Consider the following 13924-nt stretch of genomic DNA (forward strand, 5'->3'; position numbering starts at 1 on the left):
GTGCCTCATTGATATGTATTGACTCCCGAAACGGTGCAATATAGAAAATTGTCACCATGACAAATTGGATTCCAGATCTCACGGGTTCAGGTCCGCTGTATCAGCGCCTCGCGGATTCCATCGAGGCGGATATCGACCGGGGAGTGATCGGCGCGGGGGCAAAACTGCCGCCACAGCGCGATCTCGCCTACGACATCGGCGCCACTGTCGGCACGGTCGGTCGGGCCTATCAATTGTTGCGTGAGCGCGGCCTCGTCAGTGGCGAGGTCGGACGGGGGACCTATGTGCTCGGCGAAAACATTGCCATTACAAAGCCAGAGGCGCCCGACGCCAGCGTGGAAGGCACGCGTTATGTCGACGCCCCCACGGACAAGCTGCGGTTCGACAGCACGGCAGCCCCCGACATTGGCCAGGGCGCCATTGTCGCTGACGTGCTCTCGCGTGCCGCACAGGACCATCCGCATGAGATTTCGAGCTACACGCGCGATTTTCCTGATCGCTGGTACGAAGCCGGCGCCCGGTGGCTGTCACGAAACTCCTTCCGGCCAACGACCGATACAATCGTCCCCACCCTCGGCACCCATGCCGCGGTGATGGCCGCTATCGCGGCCCTGACCACGCCCGGCGACTATGTCGCCTTCGAGCACCTCACCTACTCGCAGATTTCCCGCAGCGCAGGCCTGATCGGCCGGCGCACCGCGCTGGTGGCATCGGACGATGAAGGCCTCGATCCGGCGGATTTCGAGCGCGTCTGCGCGCAAAAGCACCCCAAGATGATCTTTCTGATACCGACGGCGCAGAATCCGACCCTGGTGACCTTGTCACCGGCGCGCCGCGAAGCGATCGCGCGTGTCGCCCGTGAATACAACGTCATCCTGATCGAGGATGACCTCTACGGCCATCTGACCGACGACCCGACACCGCTGCTTGCCGAATTTGCGCCCGAACGCACCATCATTGCCGGCGGCCTGTCGAAATCGGTCGCCGCCGGTCTGCGTGGCGGCTGGCTGTCCTGCCCGCCCGCCTATCGCCATCGCATCCGCGTCGCCCACAAGATGATGACCGGCGGCATGCCGTTCCTGTTGGCGGAGGTGAATGCCCGGCTGGTGCTTTCCGGCCAGGCCAGCGAAATCCGCAAACGCAGCATCGCGGAGATCGGCGCCCGCATGTCCATTGTGCGCGAAAGCTTGGCAGGCTTCTCATTCAAATCGCACGACAAAGTTCCGTTCGTCTGGCTCACCCTGCCCGATCCCTGGCTTTCCGGCACGTTCAAGAATGCCTGTCTCGAGCACGGCGTGCTGATCGATGACGAGGATGAGTTCAAGGCGGGGCGCTCGGAGTGGGTTTTCCATGGGGTGCGCTTCGGCGTTTCGCAGCCGAGGCGGCGCGAGGATATTGCCGGCGGCGTCGCGGTGATCAGGCGGCTGCTGGACGAGGGCCGCGCGGGCTACGACAGTTTTTCCTGAACCGTTCGCGGCCACCCGCCCCTGCTTGCCTCAATATGCCGCCCTGCGAAACCGGGACTTGTCAGCACCGGACCCGGATCAGCCTTCGGCCTTGAAGTTCTTGGCTTCCTTCTCGGCCTTGTCCTTGCCGTGCTTCTCAGCCAATTCCTTGGCCTGCCGGGGCGAAACGTCGGTGGTCTCCGCGATATGGAGGGCCTCCTTGTCCGAGAGGCGATTGTCGTTCTTGCCTTGCTTGGTAGCCATCGTGCTGTCTCCTGGGTGATAGGGACCTAACGGCTGGGACATCATGGCGTTCCCCATTTGACTTTGCAGGGCTGCAATAGCTGGCGGCGTCTTTCGTCGCGTACGAAAGACCCATCGGGGTCATCACCCTGTTGCTTTCTGCCTTTTTCCTCCGCCGACGGGTGTATCGGCCGCAAAGCTTGCGATAAGAGGAGACTCAAAATCCCTGCTCCATGGACATAAATCGCCGCCCATGACCATTTCCAATTCCGTACCGATCACATCAGAGCTCATCGCCGCGCATGGGCTGAAGCCCGACGAATATCAGCGCATCCTCGACCTCGTCGGACGCGAACCGAGCTTTACCGAACTCGGCATCTTCTCGGCGATGTGGAACGAGCACTGCTCCTACAAATCCTCGAAGAAATGGCTGCGCACCTTGCCGACCACAGGTCCGCAGGTCATCCAGGGCCCGGGCGAGAATGCGGGCGTGGTCGACATCGGCGACGGCGACTGCGTCGTCTTCAAGATGGAAAGCCACAATCACCCCTCCTTCATCGAGCCCTATCAGGGTGCGGCGACCGGCGTCGGCGGCATCTTGCGCGATGTCTTCACCATGGGCGCGCGGCCGATCGCGGCGATGAACGCGCTGCGCTTCGGTGCTCCCGACCATCCCAAGACCAGGCATCTCGTCGCCGGCGTGGTTTCGGGCGTCGGCGGCTACGGCAATTCCTTCGGCGTGCCGACGGTTGGCGGCGAGGTCAATTTCGACGCCCGCTACAACGGCAACATCCTGGTCAACGCCTTCGCCGCAGGCCTTGCCAAGACCAATGCCATTTTCCTGTCCGAAGCCAAGGGCGTCGGCCTGCCTGTCGTCTACCTCGGCGCCAAGACCGGCCGCGACGGTGTCGGCGGCGCCACCATGGCGTCGGCCGAGTTCGACGACAAGATCGACGAGAAGCGCCCGACAGTGCAGGTCGGCGACCCCTTCACCGAAAAATGCCTGTTGGAGGCCTGCCTCGAACTGATGGCCTCGGGCGCCGTCATCGCCATCCAGGACATGGGTGCGGCCGGCCTTACCTGTTCTGCCGTCGAAATGGGTGCCAAGGGCGACCTCGGCATCGAGCTCGACCTCGACAAGGTGCCGGTGCGCGAAGAGCGCATGAGCGCCTACGAGATGATGCTGTCGGAAAGTCAGGAACGCATGCTGATGGTGCTGCGTCCCGAAAAGGAAAAGGAAGCCGAGGCGATCTTCCACAAGTGGGGCCTCGACTTCGCCATCGTCGGCAAGACCACCGACGATCTGCGCTTCCGCGTGCGGCACCAGGGCGACGAGGTCGCCGACCTGCCGATCAAGGACCTTGGCGACAAGGCACCGGAATACGATCGTCCGTGGGTCGAGCCGAAGAAGCGGGCGCCGCTTGCCGCCAACGATATCCCGCAGGCCGATCTCGCCGATGCACTGTTGAAGTTGCTCGGCGGATCGGACCTGTCGTCACGCCGCTGGGTGTGGGAACAGTACGACACGCTGATCCAGGGCAATTCGCTGCAGCTTCCGGGCGGGGATGCCGGCGTGGTGCGGGTCGAGGGCCATCCGACCAAGGCGCTGGCTTTCTCCTCCGACGTGACGCCGCGCTATTGCGAGGCCGACCCTTATGAGGGCGGCAAGCAGGCGGTGGCCGAATGCTGGCGCAACCTGACCGCCACCGGCGCGCTGCCGCTTGCCGCCACCGACAATCTCAATTTCGGCAATCCCGAACGGCCGGAGATCATGGGCCAGCTGGTCGGCGCGGTGAAAGGCATCGGCGATGCCTGCCGGGCGCTCGGCTTCCCGATCGTCTCCGGCAACGTCTCGCTGTACAACGAAACCAACGGCCAGGGCATCCTGCCGACACCGACCATCGGCGGCGTCGGCCTGATATCGGACTGGTCGAAGATGGCGCGGATCGGCTTTGCGGCGGAAGGCCAGATGATCCTGCTGGTCGGCGCACCGGCTTCCTGGGGCACGCATCTTGGCCAGTCGGCCTATCTCAGGGATATCCACGGCCGCAACGATGGCCCGCCGCCTCCGGTCGATCTCGAGCACGAGAAGCGCGTCGGCGACCATGTGCGTTCGCTGATCGCGTCCGGCATCGTCACGGCGGCACATGACGTCTCCGACGGCGGCATCGCGGTGGCCTTGGCCGAAATGGCGATGGCGTCCGGCATCGGCGCGACCGTCCCTGGGCTTGTCGGCACTGATCCGATCCCGGTCTGGTTCGGCGAAGACCAGGGCCGCTATCTCCTGACCCTGTCGATCGATCCGCATGGCGAAGAATGGGATGCTATCCGCAAGCAACAGGGCGAACTCGGCATCTTTGCGCCTTGGATCGGTTCGACGGGGGGCAACGCGCTGAAGCTCGGCGATGCCAGGGCAATTCCGGTCAGCGATCTGACCGCCGCCCATGAAGGCTGGTTCCCCCGCTTCATGGACCAGGCCAGTTGAGGAGAGCATGATCCAGAAAAGTGGAAACCGGTTTTCGGCAAAAGATCCTGCCCAACCATAACAAACTGGCCGTACGGGCGCTGCTTGCAGTCGTCTTCTGGCCGTCGCTGTTCTTCTTCTGGTGCCTCGGGCCGTTCGTCTTCTTCCTGCTGTCGACGACCTCGAGCGAGGTTTGTCCCAGGCTGGAAACACGCGCCGAGTTTCTCGCCGCGGCCAACGATACGCTTCCGATGCTTGTCCTGCAGGACCTCATCTATGGGGTTCCGATCGTTTGCCTGGTGCTTTGGAACCGGCTCCTGCCGGAACCAGCGCGGGCAAGGCACGTCGTTACCTGCATCAAGCTTTTCGCCGTCTCGGCTGTTTTGGGAGCCTTGTGGGAGTATGGTTCTTCGCTTGTCTGCGATGGTTACGGCCAGCCGTTCTTCTCGCCCGCCTGGCGAATGACCAGCTATCTGCCGATTGCCAACCTGGCGGTCAACATCCCGCTCTACGTGCTGGTCTTCAGCCTCGGCCGCGCCTTTTCGATGCGCGAGGACGAGCCGGCGCAGCGGCCGGGCGAAACCATCTCCTGAACGCCAACAGAACGGACACTGGACGGAACCGCTTCAATCCGGATTGGAAAGGCTCTAGGCTTGGCCGACTCTCATCGCACGGGCCGCCGCGCCGCCGCCCTCCCGAAACAGGAAATTCTGCAATGGCAATGGACGCGCACGACATCGAAAAACTGATCAAGGACGGCATCCCGGACGCTCGCGTGACGATCCGCGACCTCGCCGGCGATGGCGACCATTACGCGGCCGAAGTGGTGGCCGAGAGCTTTCGGGGAAAAAGCCGCGTTCAGCAGCACCAGATGGTCTATGACGCGCTGAAGGGCAATATGGGTGGCGTACTGCACGCGCTGGCGCTGCAGACCAGCGTTCCCGACTGAGGCATTTCCCGCCGACACGCTTGGCCCAAAACGGCCCATTCTTTGCGCCATTCGGGTGATGGCATGGCTAAAGTCTTGTTTCGGGCAACCTATGGGTTTATTTGAAAGACATGCTTCGAGCCTGACTCCCACGGGCGTGAAAGGATATTCCATGAGCGGTATCAACGACTACATCGACAATGAAGTGAAGGGCAACGACGTCGTCCTTTTCATGAAGGGCACGCCCGGCTTTCCGCAATGCGGGTTTTCCGGCCAGGTCGTCCAGATCCTCGACTATATCGGCGCCGACTACAAAGGCGTGAACGTCCTGGATTCCGCCGAATTGCGCCAGGGCATCAAGGACTATTCCAACTGGCCGACGATCCCGCAGCTCTACGTCAAGGGCGAATTCGTCGGCGGCTGCGATATCATCCGCGAAATGTTCCAGGCTGGCGAATTGCAGACCTTCCTCGTCGAGAAGGGCGTGAGCGTCAAAGGCGCCGCCTGACTTCGGTTTGGGCCATGTCGATATCGACATGCCCCCGACCACCAGGGCTGCCCCACCCCGGCAGTTTTTACATCCCGGATTCCGGGATCAGCACGAGCCAATGCGCCGGCCCGCCGGCGCGTTTTCGTTTGAGAGATCGGACTTGCCGTGGACCAGCAGAAATCAGCGCCGCAAGGGGCAAGCACCTTGCCCGGGGCAAGCCAATTGCCCATTCCGCGCTGGGAGTTCATCGCGCTCTGCGCGGCGCTGATGGCGCTCAATTCGCTGGCTATCGACATCATGCTGCCGGCGCTGCAGCAGATCGGCGCCTCGCTCGGCGTCGAGAATGAAAACCACAGGCAATATGTGGTCACCGCCTACATACTGGGTTTCGGCGGCGGCCAGTTGTTCTTCGGGCCGATCTCGGACCGTTACGGGCGCCGTTCGCCGCTCGTCGCCGGCCTGATCATCTACGTGGCGGCCGCCGCCGCGGCCGCAATCGCGCCGAGCTTCGAGACACTTTTGATATGCCGCGCCGTGCAAGGCATCGGCGCGGCCGCCACGCGCGTGATCGCGGTCTCGATCGTGCGCGATACATTCGACGGCCGGCGTATGGCCGAAGTCATGTCGCTGATCTTCATGGTGTTCATGGCCATTCCGGTCGTGGCGCCAGGCATTGGCCAGTTCATCATGCTGTTCGCGACCTGGCACTGGATCTTCGTCACCATGGCCGTCGGCGCGCTGGTCGTGTCGGCATGGTCGCTGCTGCGCCTGCCCGAGACGCTGCATCCCGAGTATCGCCGGCCACTGACGGTTTCCTCCATTCTCGGAGGCTTCCGCATCGTGCTCACCAACCGCATCGCGCTCTGCTATGCCTTCGCCAGCACGTTCATCTTCGGCGCCATGTTCGGCTTCATCGCCTCGGCGCAGCAGATCTATGTCAACATCTTCAACGTCGGCGAGATGTTTCCCGTCATCTTCGCCGGTGTCGCCGGCGTGCTCGCCTTCTCCAACTATCTCAACTCGCGCCTCGTCGGACGTATCGGCATGCGCCGCCTGTCGCAAGGCGCGCTGCTGCTGTTTCTGGTGATCAGCCTGGCCTGGCTCGTGGTTTCACTGGAAATGAAGATGCCGCTCTGGCTGTTCATCACTTTCTTTGCCGGTGCCATGCTGCCGTTTGGCTGCCTAGGCGCGAATTTCAACGCGTTGGCCATGGAGCCGCTCGGCCAACTGGCCGGCACGGCGTCGTCCATCCTGGGTTTCATGCAGACGTTTCTGGGCGGCATTCTCGGCACGCTGATTGGCCAGGCTTTCAACGGCACGGTGACGCCGCTGGCCGCCGGCTTCTGCAGCGTCTCCGTCGCGGCACTGCTGATGATCCTGATCGCCGAGCGCGGCAAGATGTTCCAGCCGCACAACGCCCCCGTCTCAGGGCACGTCACCGACCTGCACTGAATTGTCGGCGGCGTAGTAGCGGCACAAGACGCCCGTCTAGTCGGCAGACCAGCGATACTCAAATGCTTCAGGTGGCAAGGCAGTTGCGTCATTCAGCTTCTTCCTAATCTCGGTCCCGCTTGGCATCATCGGCAGCATGCTAAAATAATTGCGCACTGCGCCGTTGATACCAGCTAGGCAGGCTTTCGTTTTAATCCAGTTTTGCGGGCTAAATACTCTGTTGACCGCTTGAGGCTCATTGGCTGCGGCTTCAAGCGCCATGTTCAAACTTGTCCCGGCAACCTTTACAATCTCACCGATCATGTTGAATTTGTTAGCTGCCTCGAACGACTTGCTCGGACTAGGGACGCGCTCGGACTGGTTGTTCGAAATGGCAAAACACATCGCGACGGCATACAGGTGATGATATGGCGCGTAAGCTTTCATCGCCAATAGTGACTCATTCAAACTCAAAGGGTTTGTGGCAACCCAGGTTGCCTGAACCTCATGCATCCACGCGTTCAACGCAAAGATGCTTTCGGGCGGATAATCCTTGTTTTTAAACAGTGTCTCAAAATATTTGTCGAAAATTTTTGTTTCACCATATGACAGGTTTGGACGCAAAGTTTGCCAAGCAACAAGGTTCTTAGCGAATGATGACAGATCGATAACGTGATTTTTGTTCCTCTCGGCCGGCGCTATTTCACCACGCTTGGTGATGAAATAACCGGACGGATATTTGAGTTCATACGCCTTCTTGATCGCCAGAACCCTTTTGTCATTGCTACGAAGATCCCTTGCCTTCACCGCGCTTTGTGAGTTCGTATAAATCGATATTTTATCAGCCCTATCCCTTTGGGGGATTTCGTAAAACCGGAACAGGATGAAAGCGTCATCGACCTTCTTGACCGTTTCGCTGCATGACAGAATGGTGTTCAACGATTGGCATCCGTTGACGATACTAAGACCCGACAAAGACAGCGTGTCGCCATCCATTTGCATCTTGTTACAAAGCGCCGTCACGCCATTGTGAAAGAAAAAGAAGTCGCTACGCTTGTCGCCTAAAATCGAACTACGGATGCCCTTATTGACCGCATTGCTTGAGCCAAGACTTTGACGGACGTTCTTCTGGAAAAGCGTACCGTCTTTGATTCCCGGAAATTTAATGCATTCTTTCAATGGCAATGCGACAATCAGAACTGGCGTTCCGGCAATTTCATGAAACATATATCGCAGACCGGCAAGCTGGAACTTGTAATTGATGCTTGGATTATCTGTCTCAATTGCATAGTCATAACGCCGCTTCAATTCTTCTGCATCGATCACATGGATCGTGGCGTCGAAATCTTCATTTTCGCCGATCCTTGCTAATTCCTCCTGAAAAGCTCGAAGATCATGCTTAGCAGCTTCGGTTAGTTTCCCAGTTGTTATCAGCTCAAAGGAGATCTCATAATCCTCATCGAGAGCCGCCGCCAATTCTGACAATTTCCTTGCCAAACGCGGGTTGGAAACGTTTTGCAGTCGAGCCAGATCCTTGATCTGTATCCAGGATGAAAGAACTTCCCGCAATGGCTCCGCGTCAACCGTGCCACCTTGAGTAAATTTTCCCTGGACAATACGAACCAGGGATTTATCGTCATCTATGATGAGTGCATCAATTTGCTTGTCGTCCGCACCATCGGTGATGTCGTCGCGCGTTTCATTCATGTCGCGGAAAAGAATATTGCGCAAATACCATGCGACGAAGCGCTGGCCATCGTTAGAAAACCGCTGTTGAAAATAGTCGGTCGCGATCTGTTGCTTGATCGATTCGTACATATGCCCCCCCTATTGCCTAACCCCGTAAGGCGTCTATCAGCGCCGAGGGTCTAGCGATAGAGAAAATTGCGCCTCAACTTGCGCAGCACCGACACGTCGCGTTTGAAAGCGGGCCGCGCCTTCACGAAACTATCCAGAATAGTTTCAACGCCGAGGCACGCGCTCACCGTGAAGGGCGATCTTTAAGAAACAAAATGAATACCAATTTGAACTAAGACGACTCATAGTACACGTGCGACCCCGCACATTATCTACTCGGCCCACAGCTTGCGGCGGAGTTCCTGCCAGCTGTCCTGGTCCGGTGCGACAAGCAGGCCGCCATCGACATGCGACGGCAGATAGGCGCTGCCGTCGATGCGCGCGGCATGGCCGCCGGCTTCCTGGTGGATCAGCACGCCTGGCAGATGATCCCAGGGCATCAGCTTGTTGTAGACGACAAAATGCGCATGTCCGCTGGCCAGCAAGCGATATTCGTGGGCGGCGCAGCGATAGGCGAATTGCGACAGTGCCTTGGTCTGGTTGCGCGCGAGGCGTGAGCGCTCCGGCTCGTCGAGATATTGCCAGGAGACCGCGCCCGTCATTTGCGAGATCGGCACGGGCGCCGCCACATGCACTTTCTCCAGGCTGCCATGGGCATGCCTGATATGGCTGCCGGCACCCTTGGCGGCGATGAGCCAATCCTTGCCCACCGGATCATGGATGATGCCCGCGACCGTCTCGCCCTTGACCACGACGCCAAGCATGACGCCGAACAGCGGCACACCGGAAGCGAAATTGAAGGTGCCATCGACCGGGTCGATGACGAAGGCCAGGTCGACATCGCCCAAGCCATCGAGCAGCGCCGGATTGTCGGAGCAGGCCTCCTCGCCCACCACCATGGCCGAGGGATAGCGCTCGCGCAGCCTGGCGGTGATCAGCCGCTCGGCGTTGACATCGGCTTCCGTCACCAGATCGGCGGCGGATGTCTTCTGCCTGATATCGCCATCGCCCAATCGGCGAAAGCGCGGCATGATTTCGGCGTGGGCTGCCTCTGCCAGAATGCCGGCCAGCCAGTCGATCGCGGTATCGTCAAATGTCATCGGAAATGTCTTGCCTGATCGCGAGGGTTTCATTGAGGGCGGCGAAATCGAACAGCTTTCGGTCGAGCAGATGCGACGGCCTGGTGTTGGACAGCGCGCGCAGCATCGTGTCCTTGCGGCCGGGCATGCGCTTTTCGAGGTCATCGAGCATCGCCTTCATAGCGTTGCGCTGCAGCCCTTCCTGGCTGCCGCAGAGATCGCAAGGGATGATCGGGAATCGCATCGCGGCGGCGAATTTCCCCAGATCGACCTCGGCGCAGTAGCTCAGCGGCCGCAACACCATGACGTCGCCGTCATCGTTGAGCAGTTTTGGCGGCATGGCGGCAAGCCGGCCGCCGTGGAACAGGTTCATGAAGAAGGTTTCGAGGATGTCCTCGCGATGGTGGCCGAGCACCAGCGCCGAGCAGCCCTCCTCGCGCGCGATGCGGTAGAGATGGCCGCGCCGCAGCCGCGAGCAGAGCGAGCAATAGGTGCTGCCTTCGGGGAGCTTGTCGGTGACGACCGAATAGGTGTCTTGATATTCAATGCGGTGCGCAATGCCGTTAGCGTCGAGATAGTCGGGCAGGATGTGCTTGGGAAAATTCGGTTGGCCCTGGTCGAGATTGCAGGCCAGCAATTCGACCGGCAGCAGCCCACGCCATTGCATGTCGAGCAGCAAGGCGAGCAGGCCGTAAGAATCCTTGCCGCCGGACAGCGCGACCAGCCAGCGCTCGCCGGGCTTCACCATCGAAAAGTCCTCGATCGCCTGGCGGGTCTGCCGCAGCAGCCGCTTGCGCAATTTGTTGAACTCGACCGACGACGGCACCTCGGCGAACAGCGGATGGGAGCCGCCTTCGGCGGCTGGTTCAAGCGTTTCGATGTCTGGCTGCAAGTTCATGGCACGGCGGCCCCTGAATGTGACTTCCGCCCGGATTAGCGCATCGGCCGCAAAATCGAAACGGCAAAGCGGATGCCCGAAACAAAAAGGCCGCCTCGAAGGCGGCCTTTCCGATATCGCAGAAAGACGTTCGCTTAGCGCGAATAGAATTCGACGACCAGGTTCGGTTCCATCTGCACGGCGAACGGAACGTCCGCGAGGCCGGGGATGCGCGAGAAGGTCGCGACCATCTTGTTGTGATCGGCTTCGATGTAGTCCGGCACGTCGCGCTCGGCGAGGCCCACCGATTCGAGGACGATGACCAGCTGCTTCGACTTTTCGCGCACTTCGACGACATCGCCCGGCTTGCAGCGGTACGAGCCGATGTTGACGCGCTTGCCGTTGACGTTGACGTGGCCGTGGTTGACGAACTGGCGGGCGGCGAAGATGGTCGGCACGAACTTGGCGCGGTAGACGACCGCGTCCAGACGCGACTCGAGCAGGCCGATCAGGTTCTCGGAGGTGTCGCCCTTGCGGCGATCGGCCTCTTCATAGACCTTGCGGAACTGCTTTTCCGAAACGTCGCCATAGTGACCCTTCAGCTTTTGCTTGGCGCGCAGCTGCAGGCCGAAGTCGGAAAGCTTGCCCTTGCGGCGCTGGCCATGCTGGCCGGGGCCGTATTCACGTTTGTTGACCGGGGACTTCGGGCGGCCCCAGATATTTTCGCCGAGACGGCGGTCGATCTTGTATTTCGCGGATTCGCGCTTGCTCATCGCATTCCCTTTTCAAAACGACACACCCGGCACCTCATGGTCCGGGTGAAGGAAACGCGCCCTCCTCTGGCCTCCGTTTTCGAGACCTGACAGGATTTTCCCACGCAACGCGGCGGAAAACCCACGGGACACGTCAGTTCAAACAAGATCGGAAACAGCTATCGTGACAGATCTTGCGTATACAAAACAAACACCGGACATCGCTGCCCGGCGTTGGCGGCTGATTAAACCGAGATTTAACCGATGTCAAGTTCGTGAGTGGCGCGGCGCGGCGCAAACAGTATAGCGTTCAAGGCGTTGATGCGATGCCGGATGTGGCGGGAGGTTTTGCGCCAGCGGCACCAGGAAAGGACTGGAGCTAGAGAGCCTGATTGCATGAAGAAGTTCTTCCTTACCCTGGCAGGTGCCGCGGTGCTTGCAGGGTCGGTGGCGGTCGGCCCGGAACGGGCATGGCGCGCCACTGGCACGGCCACAAACAGGTCCGCCGGGTCATCGTCAACAAGCGAGTGGTGTGGCGGCATGGTCATCGCAGGGTGATCGTCGAGAGAATACCCGGCTGCCACCGCTGGCAGCTGCTCCAAACAACAATCCCACGGGCAGCGCATGTCGCTGGCCCTTTTTCATTCCAAGGTAGTCGAGCTCGAAGCGCTCAAGCCTAGGATTTTTTCTCCGGTAGTCCCTTGCGCTTCGTCTCGGCGAATTCCTCGAGCTGCTTTTCATTCATCGATTCATACATGCCCTTGGAAGCGCCTTTGAGCTCGCTTTTCTTGGTCTCGCCGCGCTTGGCGGAGAGTGCGGCGCCGGCGGCCTTCTGCTGGGCTTTCGAGGTGGCTGGCATGGCGAGGTCTCCTTTTGCTGTCAGGAGAAACGCCGCGCTTCGGCGGCGGTTCCAGCGCCAATGGCTCATTCCCGATCCGCTCGGCGCCAGCCGATGGACGCCCTTGGCGATTTTCGTTGGCAGCTTCCCGTGTCCGGAACCCCAGTGTAGGACGGCTGAATGAAATCTCTGACCGATCCCTCACAGGCTCTCTCCACTGGCCTGGCGAAAATCCGCACCGAATTGCACGTGCCGGCTGGATTTCCGGCTGATGTCGTTGCCGCAGCGGATGCGGCGGCCAAACGTGTGCCCGACCAGCATGCCGATCGAAGGGCGATGCCCTTTGTCACGCTCGACCCGGCTGCCTCCACCGATCTTGATCAAGCATTCTCGATCGAGGCGAGCGGCAGTGATCTTCTGCTGCATTATGCCATTGCCGACGTGGCCTGGTTCGTCGAGGACGGCGACACGGTGGATCTCGAAGCCTGGACGCGGGGCGAGACACTTTACTTGCCGGACGGCAAGGCCGGGCTCTACCCGCCGGTGATTGCCGAGGGTGCGGCAAGCCTGTTGCCTGATGGACCGCGTCCAGCTGTCATCTTCACGGTTCGGGTTGCGCAGGATGGTGCGACGAAGCTGGACGGCGCGGAGCGGGCAATCATTCAAAGCCGCGCCAAGCTCGCCTATGACAGCGTGAAGGCTTCCGACGTTCCGGCCGGCTTTGCCGAAATGGCGCGGCGCATGGCAATGAACGAAAAGCGTCGCGGGGCTTCCCGCGTCGATCCACCCGAGCAGGAGGTGGAAAGGCTTGCCGATGGCACATACCGGCTTTCGTTCAGACCGCTGCTGCAATCCGAGCAGGACAATGCCGCGCTTTCGCTGGCCGCCAACATGGCGATTGCCGATGCCATGCTTGCGCATCACACCGGTTTGTTCCGGGTGATGTCGGGGCCGGATGCGTTCAAGGTTCAAAGACTGCGCAACGCGGCACAGGCTCTCGGACTGTCCTGGCCGGCCTCCACCGGTTTGCGAGACTATCAGCGAACCCTCGATCCCACCGATCCGCGACAAGCAGCGTTGATGCTGGAAATCCGCCATGCAAGCCCCGGCGCGTCCTACCAGCCCTATCAGGACGGCGTTGTCCCCTGGCATGAGGCCATGGCCGCCACCTATGCCCATGCGACAGCGCCACTCAGGCGACTTGCCGATCGCTATGTCGTGCGCTGCGCGCTGGCGATCGCCAACGGCCAGCCCGTGCCCCAGGCTGTCACGGACGCGTTCGCCAGGTTGCCGAAGGCGATGGGACGTGCCGATAGCCGCGCTTCGCAGATCAACCACGCGGCCATCGACCTTGCCGAGGCGGTCATGCTGGAGGGGCGCGAGGGTGAGACGTTCAAAGCCGTCGTCACCGACGTCGTCGACCATGGCGTGCGCGTTCAGCTTGCCGACATGCCTGTCGTTGCAAACGTAAAAGCCTCGGGGCTCAGACAGGGCGAAAATCTGAAGCTAAGGCTGGTCCTGGCTGATCCGGATCAACGCAGCATCGTCTTCGAACCTGTTTGACAGGCAGACGTTGCCCA

At 60.6% G+C, this 13924-nt stretch carries 13 protein-coding genes; 7 read left to right on the forward strand and 6 right to left on the reverse strand.

Annotated features, from left to right (window positions below; all coding sequences use genetic code 11):
* The first annotated feature begins 56 nt into the window (after positions 1-56).
* On the forward strand, positions 57-1466 hold the full coding sequence (locus EN804_RS04070; protein WP_135918702.1) for a PLP-dependent aminotransferase family protein: 1410 nt from the start codon (positions 57-59) through the stop codon (positions 1464-1466).
* Between the two features lie 78 nt (positions 1467-1544).
* On the opposite strand, the gene EN804_RS37115 is transcribed toward EN804_RS04070, so the two are convergent.
* Positions 1545-1709: a hypothetical protein gene (locus EN804_RS37115; protein WP_167531216.1), complete on the reverse strand. Its 165-nt coding sequence runs from the start codon at positions 1707-1709 to the stop codon at positions 1545-1547.
* 232 nt (positions 1710-1941) lie between these two features.
* Between EN804_RS37115 and purL the strand changes: the two genes are divergently transcribed.
* From purL to EN804_RS04095, 5 genes are all read left to right on the forward strand, one after another.
* Positions 1942-4173, forward strand: a complete 2232-nt coding sequence (purL, locus tag EN804_RS04075) for a phosphoribosylformylglycinamidine synthase subunit PurL (RefSeq protein ID WP_135918703.1) — start codon at positions 1942-1944, stop codon at positions 4171-4173.
* A gap of 20 nt (positions 4174-4193) precedes the next feature.
* Positions 4194-4745: a hypothetical protein gene (locus EN804_RS04080; protein WP_246693363.1), complete on the forward strand. Its 552-nt coding sequence runs from the start codon at positions 4194-4196 to the stop codon at positions 4743-4745.
* 122 nt (positions 4746-4867) lie between these two features.
* Positions 4868-5101 carry a BolA family transcriptional regulator gene (locus tag EN804_RS04085; protein WP_015318146.1) on the forward strand — a complete coding sequence of 78 codons (234 nt, stop codon included), beginning with the start codon at positions 4868-4870 and terminating at the stop codon, positions 5099-5101.
* A 151-nt stretch (positions 5102-5252) separates the two neighbouring features.
* Positions 5253-5588: a Grx4 family monothiol glutaredoxin gene (grxD, locus tag EN804_RS04090; RefSeq protein ID WP_013895877.1), complete on the forward strand. Its 336-nt coding sequence runs from the start codon at positions 5253-5255 to the stop codon at positions 5586-5588.
* Positions 5589-5798: 210 nt separating this feature from the next.
* Entirely contained in the window at positions 5799-7022 is a 1224-nt protein-coding gene (locus tag EN804_RS04095) for a multidrug effflux MFS transporter (RefSeq protein WP_189524445.1), read from the forward strand.
* A 36-nt stretch (positions 7023-7058) separates the two neighbouring features.
* Here EN804_RS04095 and EN804_RS04100 read toward each other — a convergent pair whose 3' ends face one another.
* The 5 genes from EN804_RS04100 to EN804_RS04125 form a co-directional block, all read right to left on the reverse strand.
* Entirely contained in the window at positions 7059-8819 is a 1761-nt protein-coding gene (locus EN804_RS04100) for an AIPR family protein (protein WP_135880192.1), read from the reverse strand.
* A gap of 251 nt (positions 8820-9070) precedes the next feature.
* Positions 9071-9898, reverse strand: coding sequence for an inositol monophosphatase family protein (locus tag EN804_RS04105; RefSeq protein ID WP_135880191.1), 828 nt, complete (start codon positions 9896-9898; stop codon positions 9071-9073).
* Positions 9888-10775: a tRNA 2-thiocytidine(32) synthetase TtcA gene (gene ttcA / locus EN804_RS04110; protein WP_135880190.1), complete on the reverse strand. Its 888-nt coding sequence runs from the start codon at positions 10773-10775 to the stop codon at positions 9888-9890. The genes EN804_RS04105 and ttcA overlap by 11 nt, the downstream gene beginning before the upstream one ends.
* Before the next feature lie 134 nt (positions 10776-10909).
* Positions 10910-11527 (reverse strand): 30S ribosomal protein S4, encoded by a 618-nt coding sequence (gene rpsD / locus EN804_RS04115; RefSeq protein WP_013895883.1) that lies wholly within the window; start codon positions 11525-11527, stop codon positions 10910-10912.
* Positions 11528-12182: 655 nt separating this feature from the next.
* Entirely contained in the window at positions 12183-12365 is a 183-nt protein-coding gene (locus EN804_RS04125) for a DUF3008 family protein (protein ID WP_015318153.1), read from the reverse strand.
* A 159-nt stretch (positions 12366-12524) separates the two neighbouring features.
* Here EN804_RS04125 and EN804_RS04130 point away from each other — a divergent pair, with 159 nt between their 5' ends.
* Entirely contained in the window at positions 12525-13907 is a 1383-nt protein-coding gene (locus EN804_RS04130; RefSeq protein WP_135918704.1) for an RNB domain-containing ribonuclease, read from the forward strand.
* Positions 13908-13924: the final 17 nt, after the last annotated feature.

It is taken from the genome of Mesorhizobium sp. M8A.F.Ca.ET.161.01.1.1, from assembly GCF_004792105.1.
Taxonomy (GTDB): domain Bacteria; phylum Pseudomonadota; class Alphaproteobacteria; order Rhizobiales; family Rhizobiaceae; genus Mesorhizobium.